Here is a 15,810-nt window from a genome sequence, read left to right on the forward strand (position 1 = left end):
ATACGACCAATGTCGAATTGTCCTGGCCTGCGGCATCCCGGCAGTGTGCATACGGACCCGCCGGGACGGCGGCCGTGAGCTCGCCGATGGTCGAGCCTGCACGGCACGGACCGGCGGCCGCCGCAGCGCCGAGCGCTGCGGTTCGACCGAATCAAGGGGGAATGGCAATGAAGTCGAAGTCGTCGAAGTCCGGCCGCGCCACCGGGCGAGCCGTCGTGGGCACGCTCGCGGCGCTCGGGGTGGCCGCGAGCGTCGCGCTGACGGGGATCCCCGCTCAGGCGACCGGGGCGAACGCGTTCGAGATCTTCTACTCGCCCGACTGCCAGGGGGCGTCGCGCGGGTACGAGAAGTCGAACGGCAAAGAGCCGTGGATCAACGACACGTTCAACCGCAACGCGCACGGCAGCGCGGGATACGGTCAGGGCATCTACAAGAACGCCGCCTCCGTCTACCTGCGGGGCACCACACCCCTGGCGATCTGGGGGCCGTCGAGCTCGATGACCTGGGCGCTCAGCAGGTTCGACAGCGGAGCCTGCTACAACCTCGGTGCGCTGCGCAATCAGAACATGTACTTCCAGTTCAACGGGTGACCCGGACGCTTTCCGCTCCGAGGCACTGAGCCCGGCCCACCCGCGGGTGGGCCGGGCTTCCGTTCTGTCCAGGGAATCGTTGGCGGGCTCCCAGGCGGATCGACTAGTGTGTGGTGACTGTGCCCGCCCGTGACCCGGGGCAACACAGAAGGAGCTTGTTTGCGTTTCGTACTCGCCATCGTCGCGTTCGTGGTGGCCGCCGTCATGATCGTCGCCGGCATCGCCCAGCGGACGGTGTTCGCACCTCCCACGCAGCTGACCGCGAGCGCGACCGTGACGGGCGACGCGCGCTATGTCGTCATCGCCGGCTCGGCCCTGAACGCGCACAGCGGCCAGCAGACGCTCTCCGTCAGCGGGGCCCCCGACGTGAAGTCCCAGGTGGTCGCGATCGGCCGCACCGCCGACGTGATGGCGTGGCTGGGCAGCGAGAAGTACGTCGCCGTCGGATACGACTCGGCGGCGGACACGCTGACGACGCGCTCCGTCACGCCCAAGGCCTCCAGCGACAGCTCCGACTCGACGTCGACGCCGTCGCCCACCTCGACGGAGGCCGCCGGGTCGACGACGGAGAACTCCGCACCGCAGAAGTCCGAGGCCGGCCCCAATCCCACGGGCTCGGACCTGTGGCTGGAGGAGTACGACGGCGAGGACGCCCAGGTCACCCGCATGAGCATCCCGGACGGGGTGAGCGTGCTGGTCGCCTCAGACGGCATCAAGCCCGCCCCGTCGATGATCCACATCACCTGGCCCGTCGACTCCAGCACCCCCTGGGCGTTCCCGCTCATCATCGGCGGCCTCGTCCTTCTCGTCATCGGAATCGCCCTCTACCTGTGGGGGCTATACACCCACCGCAAAGCGCGCGGACCGCGCCGGAAGAGCGGACCCAAGATGCCCAAACTCCCCAAAGCCCCGAAGTACAAGCCCAGCGCCGACGTCGAGACCACGTCCCGCGGGCGTCGCTCCACCCGCCGGACCCGGGTGATCGCCCCCGCGGTCCTCGTGGGCGCGCTGACGCTGTCCGGGATCGGTGCGGGCGCCGCCTTCGCCGACGACACCCCGACCCCGACGCCCACGCCGACGTCGGCCCCGACCTCCACGACGACGTCGGTGCCGAAGGCCGCCAACCAGCTGCCTCCGGCGGTGACCGTCCCGCAGCTCGAGCGCATCATCAAGCGCATCTCCATCTCCGCGGCGAACGCCGACGCGAAGGCCGATCCGAACCTCGCCAAGGAGCGGTTCACCGGCGCGGCCCTCCAGCTGCGCGAGGCGAACTACGCGATCCGGGCGAAGAAGGCGGACCAGCCGGCGCTGCCGGCGATCCCGGCCGACCCGATCGTGCTCTCGCTGCCCCAGGCGACCACATCGTGGCCGCGGACGGTCGTGGCCGTGATCGAGATGCCGAAGGACGCCGAGGGCAAGGACCAGGCCCCGCAGGCCCTCACCCTCGTCCAGGACACCCCGCGCGACAACTACCTGGTGTCCTCGGCGGTCTCCCTGGAGCCCAACGCCAAGGTGCCCGACCTCGCCCCGGCGAGCGTGGGCGCCGCCGTCCTGCCGCCGAACTCGAAGCTCCTCCGGCTCCCGCCGAACGAGGTCGCGGCCGCCTACGGCGACATCCTCCTCAACGGCGACGACAGCAAGTACGCGTCGCTGTTCCAAAGCGAGGGCGACACGCTGCGTACCGCCGTCGGCCTGCCGTACAAGAACGAGCGCAAGGCGAATCTGTCCTCGACGGCGTCGCTGTCCTACACGAACCAGGTTCCCGCCGACTCGACCGTGGCGATGGCGACCAACGACTCGGGCGCGATCGTGTGGACCAACCTGGACGAATTCGAGACGACCAAGGTCACCGAGGCCGGAGCCGAGATCACCCTGCAGCCCCCGGGAGGCGCCACCGCGGCGCTCCTCGGCGCACCGGGCAGCAAGACGGGCGTCGAGAGCACCTACAGCTACCAGCTCGCCTTCTATGTGCCGCCCGCCGGTTCGGACGCAAAGATCACCCTCCTGGGCTTCGCCCAGGGCCTCGTCGCCGTGAAGGAAGTGCAATGAGCCAGATCCCTCCCGCACCCGCCAACCTGCGTGGCGCCGTCGATCTGAGTTCGCTGGTGGACCGCCCGAATCCGTCTGCGCCGGCCGCCCCGGGCGCGCCGGGCGCCGCCGCCGGATCGAGCGAGGCGCTCGCCCTGCCGAGCCTCTACTTCGAGGGCACGGACGCCAACTTCAACGACTTCATCGACCTGTCGATGCGGGTCCCGATCGTGGTCGACCTGTGGGCCGAATGGTGCGGCCCGTGCAAGCAGCTCAGCCCCATCCTCGACCGGGTCGTCGCCGAGTATGCGGGCCGGGTCGTTCTGGTGAAGGTCGACGTCGACGCGAACCCGCAGCTCACCCAGGCGTTCCAGGCGCAGTCGATCCCCGCCGTCGCGGCGCTGGTCGGAGGCCGCCCGGTGCAGCTCTTCGTCGGGGCGCTGCCGGAGCAGGAGGTGCGCGACGTGTTCGCCCAGCTCCTCGAGCTGGCCGCGCAGAACGGGGTGACCGGCACGGTGACGGTCGAGGGCGACGCGGGCCCCGCCCCCGAGGGCGAGCAGACCGAGCAGCCCGAGCCCGAGCCCGAACCGCTGCCGCCGCACCACGCCGAGGCCTACGAAGCGATCGAGCGCGGCGATTACGACACCGCTATCCAGGAGTACAAGACGGCGATCGCCCAGGATCCCCGCGACGCGATGGCGGTGGCGGGCCTCGCCCAGGTGAGCCTGCTGTCCCGGCTCGCGGGCAAGACGCTGGACGCCATCCGCTCCGCCGCGGCCGCCGATCCGGGCGACGCCCAGGCACAGCTCGACGTCGCCGACCTGGACCTCTCCGGCGGTCACATCGAGGACGCCTTCGATCGGCTGCTCACGCTCTTCCCGACGCTCGACGCGGCGGGCAAGAACACGGTGCGCACCCGGCTGCTCGACTATTTCGAGATCGTCGGTGTGGAGGATCCCCGCGTCGGCAAGGCGAGGGCTAGGCTGACGTCGCTGCTGTACTGACGTCCTCGACGCGGTAGGCGGCGCCACGACCCCCTCCCGAAAGGCAGCGCATGCCCCGTGTGCTCGTCGTCGGCGGGACCGGCCTGGCCGGACGCGCCGTCACCTCCGCCGCGATCGAACACGGCCACGACGTCATCGTGGCCTCCCGCCGCGTCCCGGACGATGACGCTCCGGCGTTCGTCGAGGGGGCGCAGTACGTCACGGCCGATCTGATCGGTGGAGGCGGTATCGAGGAGGCGGTCGACGGGGTCGATGTGCTGATCGACGCGAGCAACGGCACGGGGCGACAGGCTGCGCAGCTGTTCGTGCACGGCTCGGGCAACCTCCTGCACACCGCCGCCCGCTTCGGTGTCGGCCGTGCGGTGCTGCTGTCGATCGCGGGCGTCGACGGGTCGCGCTACCCGTACTATCGCGCAAAGCTCGCCCAGGAGCAGGTGTACGCCGAGTCGCCGCTGTCGACGCATATCGTCCGCGCGACCCAGTTCCACGACTTCGTCACGTCGATCTTCCAGCGGGGCCGCCCCTTCGGCGCCCTGTTCGCTCCCGCCGGCACGCGGTTCCAGCCCATCGCCGTCGAAGACGTCGCGCGCGCGCTCGTCGATGCCGCCGAGACGACCGGTGCGGAACCGACCGGCTCGGGGAACACTGTGCGCACCATCGGCGGTCCGACCGTCGAGTCCGCCCGATCGCTCGCCGAGCAGTGGAAGGCCGCGAACGGGTCTCGCCGACCGATCCTCGCGGTGCGGTTGGGTGGGGGACTGGGCGCCACCTGGCGTGCCGGGCGCAACCTCGCCCCCGAGCACGCCGTCGACGGCGCGGACTACGCCGCCTGGCTCAGCGCCGGGGCCTGAGCCACAGCGCACCCAGCGGGGGCAGCGTCAGCACGGCCGACGCGGGTCGCCCCATCCAGGGCTCGTCCACGGCGTTCACTCCGCCGAGGTTGCCGACGCCGGAACCGCCGAAGTCGTCCGCGTCCGTGTTGAGCAGCTCCTCCCACTCCCCGGCGAAGGGGAGCCCGAGCCGGTAGCCGTCGTGCGGGGCGCCGGAGAAGTTGAAGACGGCGACCAGCGGGGAGCCGTCGCGGTCCTTGCGCACGAACGCGATGACGTTCCCCGCCGCGTCCGAGCCGTCGATCCACTCGAAGCCGGCCGGCTCGTTGTCGAGCGCCCACAGCGCCGGCTGCGCGCGGTAGACCGCATTGAGCTGGGCGACCAGGTTCCACAGCCCCTGGTGGGCCGGCTGGTCGAGGATCCACCAGTCGAGGCCGCGTTCCTCGCTCCACTCGGACGGTTGCCCGAACTCCTGGCCCATGAACAGCAGCTGCTTGCCCGGGTGCGACCACATGAACGCCAGGAAGACCCGCACGTTCGCCAGCTGCTGCCAGTGGTCGCCGGGCATCTTGCCGAGCAGCGACCCCTTGCCGTGCACGACCTCGTCGTGGCTGATCGGGAGGAGGAAGTTCTCGCTCCACGCGTACACGAACGAGAACGTCAGCTCGTTGTGATGGTACGAGCGCCACATCGGGTCCTCGTGCATGTACTGCAGTGCGTCGTGCATCCAGCCCATGTTCCACTTGAGGCCGAAGCCGAGCCCCCCGGAGGAGGTGGGCGCGGTCACCCCGCTGTAGCTCGTCGACTCCTCGGCGATCATCACGGTGCCGGGGTTGCGCTTGTACGCCGTCGCGGTGACCTCCTGCAGGAAGCCGATGGCCTCGAGGTTCTCGCGCCCGCCATGGATGTTGGGCTCCCACTCGCCGGCGTTGCGCGAGTAGTCCAGGTAGAGCATGGACGCGACCGCGTCGACACGGAGCCCGTCGACGTGGAACTCCTCGAGCCAGTACAGCGCGTTGGCGACCAGGAAGTTGCGCACCTGCGAGTTGCCGTAGTCGAAGATGTAGGTGCCCCAGTCCTTGTGCTCGCCACGTCGCGGGTCCGGGTGCTCGTACAACGCCTCGCCATCGAAGCGGGCGAGCGCCCAATCGTCCTTCGGGAAGTGCCCGGGGACCCAGTCCATGATCACGCCGATGCCGGCCTGGTGCAGGCGGTCGATCAGGTGCTTGAGGTCGTCGGGCGAACCGAAGCGGCTGGTCGGGGCGTAGTAGCCGGTCACCTGGTAGCCCCAGGAGCCGCCGAACGGGTGCTCGGAGAGCGGGAGGAACTCGACGTGCGTGTAGCCGAGGGCGACGACGTAGTCGATCAGCTGGTCGGCTGCCTCGCGGTATCCGAGGCCGGGACGCCAGCTGCCGAAGTGCAGCTCGTAGATGCTCATCGGGCCGGCGTGGGGGTCGTTCGCGGCGCGGGACCGCATCCACTCGCCGTCCTGCCAGGGGTGCCGGGAGGTGGTGACGACCGAGGCGGTGGCCGGCGGGACCTCGGCGGCCTGGGCCATCGGGTCGATCTTGCGCACCCAGGCACCGCCCGGGCCCAGGATGTCGAACTTGTAGAGCTCGCCGTCGGCGATGCCGGGGACGAACAGCTCCCAGACGCCGGAACGTCCCATCGTGCGCATGGCGTGCTGCGTGCCGTCCCAGCCGTTGAAGTCGCCGACGACGCGGACCGCCTTGGCCCGGGGAGCCCAGACGGTGAACGCGGTGCCGACGACGCCGCCGAGGTCGCGGACGTGCGCGCCCAGGGCGGTCCAGAGCTGCTCGTGGCGACCCTCCCGGATGAGGTGGAGGTCGAGCTCGCCGATCGTCGGCGCGAACCGGTACGGGTCGTCCGCGGTCCAAGTGCTGCCGTCGGCGTAGCGGGCCTCGATCTCGTAGGCGCCCGGGCCGACGATGTCGACGCCCTGCCAGATGCCGTGCGCCAGGTGAGCGAGCTCCAGGTGAGCCCCCGTCGGGAGGAGGGCGAACACCTCCGTGGCGAGCGGGCGGAGGGCGCGGACGACGGTGACCGGGTCGGCGATGCCGGGAGCGCTCACCTGGTGCTGCCCCAGCACGGCGTGCGGGTCGTGGTAGGCGCCGGTCGCGACGGCGAACAGCAGCCCGTCGTCCAGCGTCGGCAGATCGACGGCGGCTGCACCTTCGGGGATCGGGCTCATCGGACTCCTTCTCAGCGGGCGGTCGGCTCGGGCCGGTGGGCTCAGAGCGGCTTGACGACCAGGATGTGCACGGGCTCGGTGAACGCGTCGAGGCGGACGTAGTTGTCGGCTCCCCACGTCCAGCGCTGGCCGGTGACGACATCCTTGACCTCGAACGACGATCCGGGCTCGAGCCCGAGCGCGGCGACGTCGAGGTGGACGATGGTCTCCCGCACCGAGTGCGGGTCGACGTTGGCCACCACCAGCACGGTGTCGGCCTTGCCGCTGCGGGTGAACGCGCCGGGCAGGTGCTTGGAGTAGACCAGGATGGCGTCGTCCTCGCTGGCGTGCACGTGCAGGTTGCGCAGCTGGCGCAGGGCGGGGTGCTCGCTGCGGGTCCGGTTCAGCAGGGTCAGGTAGGGGGCGAGGGAGCGTCCGAGGGTCTGCGCCCGGGTGTAGTCGCGCGGGCGGTACTCGTACTTCTCGTTGTCGATGTACTCCTCGGCACCGGGGCGTGCGACGTTCTCGAACAGCTCGAAGCCGGAGTAGACGCCCCAGGTCGGGGCGCCGGTCGCGGCGATCGCCGCGCGCACCTTGAAGGCGGCCGGCCCGCCGAACTGCAGGTACTCCGTGAGGATGTCCGGGGTGTTCACGAACAGGTTCGGTCGCAGGAAGTCGGCCGTCTCGGTCGCGAGCCCGGTCAGGAACTCCTCGAGCTCCTCCTTGGTGTTGCGCCAGGTGAAGTACGTGTACGACTGCTGGAACCCGGCCTTTGCGAGCGTGTGCAGCAGCGCGGGGCGGGTGAACGCCTCGGCGAGGAACACCACGTCGGGGTCGGTCGCGTTGACGGTGCGGATCAGCCACTCCCAGAAGTGCAGGGGCTTGGTGTGCGGGTTGTCGACGCGGAAGATCCGCACGCCCAGCGACATCCAGTGCCGCACGATCCGCAGCACCTCGAAGCGCAGGCCGTCGTAGTCGTTGTCGAAGTTGATCGGATAGATGTCCTGATACTTCTTCGGCGGGTTCTCGGCGTACGCGATGGTGCCGTCCGGGAGGGTGGTGAACCATTCCGGGTGCTCGGTGACCCACGGGTGATCGGGGGAGGCCTGCAGCGCGAGGTCGAGGGCGACCTCGAGTCCCGCCTGCTTGGCCTTGCCCAGGAAGTGCGCGAAGTCCTTCTCGGTGCCCAGGCCGGGGTGGATGGCGTCGTGGCCGCCGTCGGCCGAGCCGATCGCCCACGGCGAGCCGGGGTCGTTCGGGCCGGCATCGAGGGAGTTGTTGGGTCCCTTGCGGAAGGTCCGGCCGATGGGGTGGATCGGCGGCAGGTAGACGACATCGAAGCCCATCGCCGCGACCTCCGGCAGGCGTTTGGCCGCCGTGCGGAACGTGCCCGACTTCCAGGAGCCGTCGGCGAGCTTCTTCGCGCCCTCGGAGCGCGGGAAGAACTCGTACCAGCTGCCCACCCCGGCGCGCGTGCGCTCGACCTGCACCGCGCGGGTCTCCGACAGCGAGGGGAGGCTGACCACCGGGCGCTCCGTGAGGATGCGCACGATGCGGTCGTCGATCGCCGCGGCGAAGCGGGCGTCGACCGGCTGCGCGGCGTCGGCGACGACCTTCGCCGCCTCGCCGAGGTGCCGGCGTTCGGCCGGGCTGCGTCGCTTGTCGGCGGCGGCGCCGGCGAGCAGCTCGTGGCCCATCCGGAGCATCAGGTCGACGTCGATCCCGGCGGGGACCTTCACCTCGGCGTTGTGCTTCCACGTCGCGTAGTCGTCGGCGTAGGCCTGCACGCGGTAGCGCCACAGGCCCTCGGTCTCGAGCTGGACCTCCACCTCCCACCGGTCGGTGCCGGGGGCGATGGGATGCATGTGGTGCTCGGTCTGCACGCCGGTCGGGTCGAGCAGGAGCAGGTCCACGCCGATGCGGTCGTGACCCTCGCGGAAGGAGGTCGCCCGGAACGGGACCACCTCGCCGCTGAAGGCGACGGCCGGCCAGTGGCCCTCGTCGACCTGCGGCGAGAGGCCGAGGATCGGCAGCCGGGTCAGCAGGGGCTCGTACTCCGGGACCGGCTCGGTCCCGGGCGAACCGGCCGCAGGGGTCCCGGCGGCCGGCGTCGTCACCTCCTCAGGGAGGTGGTCGACGGTGGCCTCCGGTGCCGCTGCGGCTGCCGGCTTGGTCGCTGCGCTCTTTCCCACAACCCCGACCGTACACTCATTAACCTGCTCGACATGAGGCTCCCGTAGGGTGGGGCGAGTGAAGGCCATCCGTAGATTCACCGTCCGAGCCGTCCTGCCCGAGAACCTCTCCGCCCTGGAGGAGTTGGCGGGCAATCTCCGCTGGTCGTGGCACGAGCCGACCAAGGAGCTCTTCGCCCGCATCTCGCCGGAGTTGTGGCACCAGGTCGAGCACGATCCGGTCGCGCTCCTCGGCGCCGTCGACCCCGGCAGACTGGCCGAGCTCGCCTCCGACCAGGGCTACGTCGACTGGGCGAACCACACCCGCGACGAGCTGCGGGCCTATCAGCACGATCCGCGCTGGTACCAGTCGCTGGGCGAGAGCGCACCGCGCACGATCGCGTACTTCTCCCCGGAGTTCGGGATCGCGGCGGCCCTGCCGCAGTACTCGGGCGGCCTGGGGATCCTGGCCGGCGACCACCTGAAGGCGGCCAGCGATCTCGGCGTGCCGCTGGTGGGCGTGGGGCTGTTCTACCGCGCCGGATACTTCACCCAGGCGATCACCCCCGACGGCTGGCAGCAGGAGACCTATCCGGCCCTGGACCCCGACGGCCTCCCGCTGAGCGTGCTGCGCACCCCGGACGGCACACCCGTCGAGATCTCCCTCGCCCTGCCGGACGGCGTGCTGCACGCCCGGGTCTGGCAGGCGGCGGTGGGCCGGGTGCGGCTGCTGCTGCTCGACACCGACATCCCCGAGAACGAGGAGCGGCTGCGCTCCGTCACCGACCGCCTGTACGGCGGCGGCGGCGAGCACCGGCTGCTGCAGGAGCTGCTGCTCGGCATCGGCGGTGTGCGGGCACTGGAGGCGTGGTCCGAGCTGACCGGTGCTCCGGCCGCCGAGGTCTTCCACACCAACGAGGGCCACGCCGGCTTCCTCGGCCTGGAGCGGATCGCGAACCTGATCGGCGACGGTCTCAGCTTCGACGAGGCCCTGCAGGTGGTGCGCGCCGGCACCGTGTTCACCACCCACACACCGGTCCCGGCCGGCATCGACCGGTTCGACCGTCCGCTGGTCGAGCGCTACTTCTCCACCTCCCTCCTGCCGGGAGTGGACGTGCAGCAGGTGCTGGCGCTGGGCGCGGAGGACTACCCGGGCGGCTCACCGGACGTCTTCAACATGGCCGTCATGGGCCTGCGCCTCGGCCAGCACGCGAACGGCGTGTCGAAGCTGCACGGCGAGGTCAGCCGGCAGATGTTCAACGGCCTGTACCCGGGGTTCGACCCGCAGGAGGTCCCGATCGACTCGGTCACCAACGGAGTGCACGCGCCGACCTGGACCGACCCGATGCTGCGCGCGCTCGCCCTGGAGCGCCTCGGCACCGACGACACGACCCATGCCGACTGGGCGAACGCGGGAGCCGTCGGCGACGCCGACCTGTGGTCGGTGCGCAACCGGATGCGCGAGCAGCTGGTGCAGGACGCGCGTCAGCGGCTGCAGGCCGCCTGGGAGGAGCAGAACCCCGGCGGTGTCGCCCCGGCCTGGATGAACGACCTCCTCGACCCGAACGTGCTCACGATCGGCTTCGCCCGGCGCGTGCCGACCTACAAGCGGCTCACCCTGATGCTGCACGACCCGCAGCGGCTGCGGAACATCCTGCTGCACGCCGAGCGCCCGGTGCAGTTCGTGATCGCGGGCAAATCGCACCCCGCCGACGACGAGGGCAAGCGACTCATCCAGAAGCTGGTCCAGTTCGCCTCGGAGCCCGAGATCCGCAGCCGGATGGTGTTCCTGCCCGACTACGACATCGGGATGGCGCAGCTGCTCTACCCGGGAACCGACATCTGGCTGAACAACCCGCTGCGTCCGCTGGAGGCCTGCGGCACCTCCGGCATGAAGGCTGCTCTGAACGGCGCGCTCAACCTGTCGATCCTGGACGGCTGGTGGAACGAGTTCTACGACGGCGAGAACGGCTGGGCGATCCCGTCCGCCGATGCCGCAGGCGACGGGGCGGAGCGGGACGCGCTGGAGGCCGAGGCCATGTACGACCTCATCGAGCACCAGATCGCGCCGCGGTTCTACGACCGGGACGGCGACGGCGTGCCGACGGCGTGGGTCGGGCAGATCCGCCACACGCTCGCCACCCTGTCCCCGTCGCTGAGCGCGGAGCGGATGGTCCGGGAGTACGTCGAGCGGCTCTACATCCCGGCGTCGGGGTACGAGGAGCGGCTGAGCGCCGACGGCTTCGCCGCCGCCCGCGGGCTGGCCGCCTGGAAGGACCGGGTGCGCGCGGCCTGGCCGGGCGTCAACGTGGCCCACGTCGACGCGGGCGGGGTGGACGCCGTGCCGCAGGTCGGCGATCAGCTGCACGTGCGCGCCCTGGTGCACCTGAACGGGCTGAAGCCCGAGGACGTCGAGGTGCAGGTCGTCTTCGGCCGCAGCGTGGACGGCGACGACCTCGTCGACGTGCGGCACCAGCGGCTCGAACTCGATCACGGCGTGCCCGGCACGGACGACCCGGCCGTCGCGCGGGAGTACGTCGGTACCGTCACGCTCGCCTGGGCGGGATCGTTCGGCTACACCGTGCGCGTGGTCCCGGTGAACGACCTGCTGCTGTCGACCGCCGAACTCGGACTGGTCTCCGTCGCCTCCTGAGCCGCCCGAGGTTCACGTCGTCGCCCCCATTCCGGCGGAATGGGCGCAACGACGTGAACCTCGGCTAGGCGGCGAGCAGGGGGAGCGCCATGAGAGCGGTCGCGGCGGCGCCGAGGGCGGCCTCCGCGCGCGGGAGCGGCGGCAGCGGGCGACGCAGTGCGATGAGCGCCGACCCCGCCGCGAACGCGAGCGACGCGATCCCGAGTGCGAGGAGCACCGGCAGCGCGTGGGCGGCATGGGCTCCGCCCCCCGCTGTGCCGGAGTGGTGGGTGCCCGTCGTGGCGACGAGACCCGCCATGAGCACGGCCTGGAGAGCGCGATGCACGGCCATCGCCCGCGACGGATGGGCCGGGCTCCGCTCTGCCGGCGGCGTGCGCAGGCGGCCCGCCAGCGCGGTTGCCAGCGCGACGAGCACCAGCACAGCGGACCAGGCGATCGGTGCGAGCACCGGGTGCGGCAGCAGCATGGTGTCGGCCATCGCCGCGAGCATCGCCACCATCCCGGACCAGGCCAGCGGCGAGCGGCGGTCGGCGCCACCCGCGACGCAGCATGCTCCCAGCGCGGCCGGGAGCATGCTGCCGAGGTGGAGGGCCTCGATCATCCGTGGTGGGCGTGGTCGCCGTGGTGGGCGTGGTCGCCGTGCGGGTGTCCGCCATCCTGCTGGCGCGCGTCGTGCGTGTCGTTCGCGTGGGCGTGCTGGCCGGGCGCGCAGTGTGCGGGAGCCTCGGCGGGCACGTTGAGGGCGGGGTTGCGGCCGAAGAACCCGTACGGCTTCAGCGTGAACCGCGCACGGTCCACGGGCATGACCGGCCAGTCCTCGACGCGGGGGAAGTGGGTCGGGCCGAACGTGTGCCAGAGCACGATGTCCTCGCCGTCGAGCGAGCGGTCGGCGGCCATGTAGGCCGGCAGGCCGTCGCCTCCGGGATTCTGGTTGACGAACTCGCCCGCGGGGTAGCGCTCGTCGCTGGCGTACTGGGTCACCCAGACCTGCTTGGTCGTGAAGGCCGCGCGGGCGGTGACCCTGGCGGACGGGTCGGCCATCAGCGTCGGGTTCTGCTCGGCGTGCAGCACATACCCGGTCGGCTGCCCGAGCCGGTTGGTCTTCTCGGTGTTCACGATGTGCCAGGTGCGGCCCACGGAGGCGTCGGCCAGACGGGCGCCGTCCGCTTCGCTGGCGATGCGGGTCGCCTTCCGGGTGAAGGCGTTCCCGTACGGGTTCGTCGCGCTGATCGGCAGCCGCACCGCGTCCACCTCCTCGACCGCGTTGGCCAGCCCGTCCACCATCATGTCCAGGCGGGCCGAGAACAGGTGCTGGTGGTAGGGCGCGCCGAGTCCGGGCGCGACCTGGCTCGCCGTCGCCGACCCGTCGACGTAGGCCGAGGTGAACAGGATGCCGGTGAGCTTGGCCTCGCACTCGATGGTGCCGTCCAGGTAGAGGTACCAGTAGAAGCCGTAGTCGTAGTTGCCGACCGTGGTGAAGAACGAGACGACGAGCCGCCGCGATCGCCGCACCTCGTCGGCCGAGGTGAACAGGTCGGTGTGCTTCCAGAGCGTCCCGTCGTCCTCCTCGTGCAGGCAGATCGCGTTCTCGATGGTCTTGGGCCGGCCGAACTCGTCGGAGAGCACCGCGTCGAAGTACCGGATCTCGCCCAGGCAGTCGCAGCCGAGCGTGAGGGAGTTCGCGAACCGGCCGAACAGGTACTCGCCGGTGTCGAAGTAGTTCTGCCAGTACCGCGTGGGCGACGGGTCGGCGTACGGCACGACCATCTCGGCGATGGAGGCGCGGTAGATCACGGGGCGCACCTCGCCGCCCCGATCCGGGTCCGCGAAGGCGATGTCGCGCAGGATCAGCCCCTCGCGAGCGTCGAAGCCGAGGGAGAACGACCAGTTCGCCCACGTGACGGTGTCGCCGTCCACCGAGAAGCTCGGTCCCTCCGGCTGCGTGATGGAGATCGGCTTGAGCGAGTCGAGCGGTGCGGGCCGCTCGGCCTCCAGGTGGAAGTTGCCCGGCTCCTCCGGCACCGGCAGCTCGAACGCGTCCACCACCTGGGTGACCTCGCGGGCGATCACGTCGACGTAGGCGCAGAGACCGTCGACGGGGTGCGCCCACGGGTGGTCCTCGGCGTGGTCCATGCGGAAGGCGAAGACGCGGATGATCCGCCGCCCCTCTTCGCCCGGGAGGTCGTACGACCCGGGGGAGAGCGGGGCGTAGACGACCTGCTCGGCGGTCAGGCCGCGCTTCTGCAGGGCCGCCAGCCACCCGGCGTCGGCGACGAGGATCCCGCCGATCGCCTCGAACTCCTCCTCGAGGATCGGCACCTGGCCCCGCGAGCCGTCGATGGGGACGAGGGCGACGACCTCCCCGCGCGTCAGCGAGACGGCCGCGTCGACGCTGGCACCGGTCGCCACGTCGAGCAGCAGGAGTCGCGCCTCGCGATCGGGCGCCGGGGCGTCACCGGCCCGGGCGGCCAGCACGTCGGCCTTGTCGGGTTCGAGGAGGCCGACGTAGACGAAGCGCGTGGTGTCCGTCACGGCCCCGGCGTCGCGGAGGATGCGCACCGCAGCCTCGATCTCGGCGGCGGTCAGGCTGGAGAGCGGGCCGGAGGCCGCTGTGTCGTCGTCGGGCAGGGTCAGGGGAAGCTCGGTGGTCATGGTGCTCACGTCTCCTAAGCGCTGATGGTGTCGATGATGTTCTCGTAGGCGTCGCGCTTGCTGCGGCGCAGGACGAGGGCCTGCACCACGCCGATCACCGGGAAGGCGAGCATGGCGGCGAAGAAGACGATGGAGAGCGGCCCGAGCACCGGAGTGCCCTGCGCATCCACATCGCCGATGAGGAGGGGGAAGTTGTCGACGATGATGATCGTGACGCCGATCAGTCCGATCAGCCCGATCACGGGAGCGATCACGGTGCGCCAGAGACCGGCGCCGGTCTTCTTCCTGCCGAAGTAGACGATCACCGCCAGGCAGGTCAGCGCCATCAGGACGACGATCGCCAGCGTCGCGATTCCGCTGAACCAGGTGAAGACCTGCAGTACAGGGTCGAGCCGGAAGAGCGCGAACACGACGATCAGCACCGCGGCGGTCGCGGTCTGCACCAGCGACGAGACGTACGGCGACGAGTGGGTGCCGTGCACTCGGCCGAGCCGGGCCGGGAGCACCGAGGCGTTCGACATCGAGTGCTGGTAGCGGGTGACGACGTTGTGGAACGACAGCACGCAGGCGAACAGGCTCGTGATCAGGAGCACGTTCACGATCACGCCGCCCACCGACCCGAGGTAGTGCACGGCGGTGTTGACGATGAAGCCGCCGGTGTCCTTCGCCACCACGTCCACGATCTGCGCCGGGCCCCACCCCATAACGAGCGCCCAGGAGGCGAACGTGTAGAAGACGCCGATCGCGATGACGGCGATGTAGGTCGCCCGCGGGATGGTCTTCTCCGGCTCCTTCGCCTCGTCACGGAAGATCGCCGTCGACTCGAAGCCGATGAAACCGGCCAGGGCGAACATCAGGCCGATGCCCGGCGAGCCGGAGAGCACGGTGCTCGGCTCGAACGGCGCCGCCGACAGTCCGTCCGCCCCGCCCGTGCCGATGATCACCACGCTGAGCACGATCACGATGCCGACCTCGGCGATGAGCAGGACTCCGAGCACGCGGGAGCTCAGCTCGATGTGCCGGTAGCCGAGCACGCCGACGAGGGCGACCATGGCCAGCGAGTACAGGTACCACGGCACGTCGGGTCCGTGCAGCGCCACCACCGACGACGCCAGAGTCGCCCCCAGATAGCCGTAGACCGCCACCTGGACGGTCGTGTACGTCAACAGGGCCAGATACGCGGCGGCGAGACCGAGCGGACGCCCCATCCCGTAGCCGACATAGGTGAAGAAGGCCCCCGGGCGCGGGATGAACCGGCTCATCGCGCTCAACCCCACCGCGAAGAACAGCAGGATGATCGCACCGATCGCGAACATGCTGGGCACACCGGCGCCGTTGCCGAGCAGGACGGCGACCGGGAAACCGCCGCCGATCACCGTGAGGGGAGCGGCCGCTGCGACCACCATGAAGACGATCGAGCCGACGCCGAGCCGGCCCGAGAGCTGCCGCGACGCACCCGCGCCGCGGACCGCGAGCGGATCGCCGAGCAGAGCCTGAGGCTCCTGTGCTGCGGTCATGAGTTCCTCCAAGGGGGAGAGGGGAAGAGGATGGGTGCGGCCAGTCTCGCCACGGGGTGTTGCGCCGTCGTTCCGCCCGCGTGAAGGTTCGGCGCTCGCCGAATGGGACGACGGTGTCGCATTCGGCGGTCACGATCCCGTGACGCGGCGGAAACCCGGGCGCAACACGCGCGA

10 protein-coding genes are annotated in these 15,810 nt (G+C 70.8%); 5 read left to right on the plus strand and 5 right to left on the minus strand.

Annotated features, from left to right (window positions below; translation table 11 throughout):
- Positions 1 to 167 precede the first annotated feature (167 nt).
- From U870_RS23155 to U870_RS0111240, 4 genes are all read left to right on the plus strand, one after another.
- Positions 168 to 590 carry a hypothetical protein gene (locus U870_RS23155; RefSeq protein ID WP_025157484.1) on the plus strand — a complete coding sequence of 141 codons (423 nt, stop codon included), beginning with the start codon at positions 168 to 170 and terminating at the stop codon, positions 588 to 590.
- Between the two features lie 159 nt (positions 591 to 749).
- On the plus strand, positions 750 to 2,639 hold the full coding sequence (locus U870_RS0111230) for a hypothetical protein (protein ID WP_025157485.1): 1,890 nt from the start codon (positions 750 to 752) through the stop codon (positions 2,637 to 2,639).
- Entirely contained in the window at positions 2,636 to 3,622 is a 987-nt protein-coding gene (locus U870_RS0111235; protein WP_025157486.1) for a tetratricopeptide repeat protein, read from the plus strand. Before U870_RS0111230 ends, U870_RS0111235 begins: the two co-directional genes overlap by 4 nt.
- A 50-nt stretch (positions 3,623 to 3,672) precedes the next feature.
- On the plus strand, positions 3,673 to 4,473 hold the full coding sequence (locus tag U870_RS0111240) for an SDR family oxidoreductase (RefSeq protein WP_025157487.1): 801 nt from the start codon (positions 3,673 to 3,675) through the stop codon (positions 4,471 to 4,473).
- Here U870_RS0111240 and glgB read toward each other — a convergent pair.
- Positions 4,457 to 6,664 (minus strand): 1,4-alpha-glucan branching protein GlgB, encoded by a 2,208-nt coding sequence (glgB, locus tag U870_RS0111245; protein ID WP_025157488.1) that lies wholly within the window; start codon positions 6,662 to 6,664, stop codon positions 4,457 to 4,459. The two genes, U870_RS0111240 and glgB, sit on opposite strands and share 17 nt — an antisense overlap.
- Positions 6,665 to 6,705: 41 nt before the next feature.
- Complete coding sequence (locus U870_RS0111250) at positions 6,706 to 8,835, minus strand: alpha-1,4-glucan--maltose-1-phosphate maltosyltransferase (protein ID WP_025157489.1); 2,130 nt, start codon at positions 8,833 to 8,835, stop codon at positions 6,706 to 6,708.
- A gap of 58 nt (positions 8,836 to 8,893) precedes the next feature.
- Here U870_RS0111250 and glgP point away from each other — a divergent pair, with 58 nt between their 5' ends.
- Complete coding sequence (gene glgP, locus U870_RS0111255; protein WP_025157490.1) at positions 8,894 to 11,467, plus strand: alpha-glucan family phosphorylase; 2,574 nt, start codon at positions 8,894 to 8,896, stop codon at positions 11,465 to 11,467.
- 64 nt (positions 11,468 to 11,531) lie between these two features.
- Here glgP and U870_RS0111260 read toward each other — a convergent pair whose 3' ends face one another.
- Genes U870_RS0111260 through U870_RS0111270 form a run of 3 tightly spaced genes read right to left on the minus strand, consistent with a single transcriptional unit; the run spans position 11,532 to position 15,636 of the window.
- Complete coding sequence (locus tag U870_RS0111260) at positions 11,532 to 12,068, minus strand: hypothetical protein (RefSeq protein WP_025157491.1); 537 nt, start codon at positions 12,066 to 12,068, stop codon at positions 11,532 to 11,534.
- Positions 12,065 to 14,119 (minus strand): primary-amine oxidase, encoded by a 2,055-nt coding sequence (locus U870_RS0111265; RefSeq protein ID WP_025157492.1) that lies wholly within the window; start codon positions 14,117 to 14,119, stop codon positions 12,065 to 12,067. The genes U870_RS0111260 and U870_RS0111265 overlap by 4 nt, the downstream gene beginning before the upstream one ends.
- A 14-nt stretch (positions 14,120 to 14,133) precedes the next feature.
- On the minus strand, positions 14,134 to 15,636 hold the full coding sequence (locus U870_RS0111270; protein ID WP_025157493.1) for an APC family permease: 1,503 nt from the start codon (positions 15,634 to 15,636) through the stop codon (positions 14,134 to 14,136).
- Between the last annotated feature and the right edge of the window lie 174 nt (positions 15,637 to 15,810).

Source organism: Leifsonia aquatica H1aii (assembly GCF_000633535.1).
Taxonomy (GTDB): domain Bacteria; phylum Actinomycetota; class Actinomycetes; order Actinomycetales; family Microbacteriaceae; genus Leifsonia; species Leifsonia aquatica_A.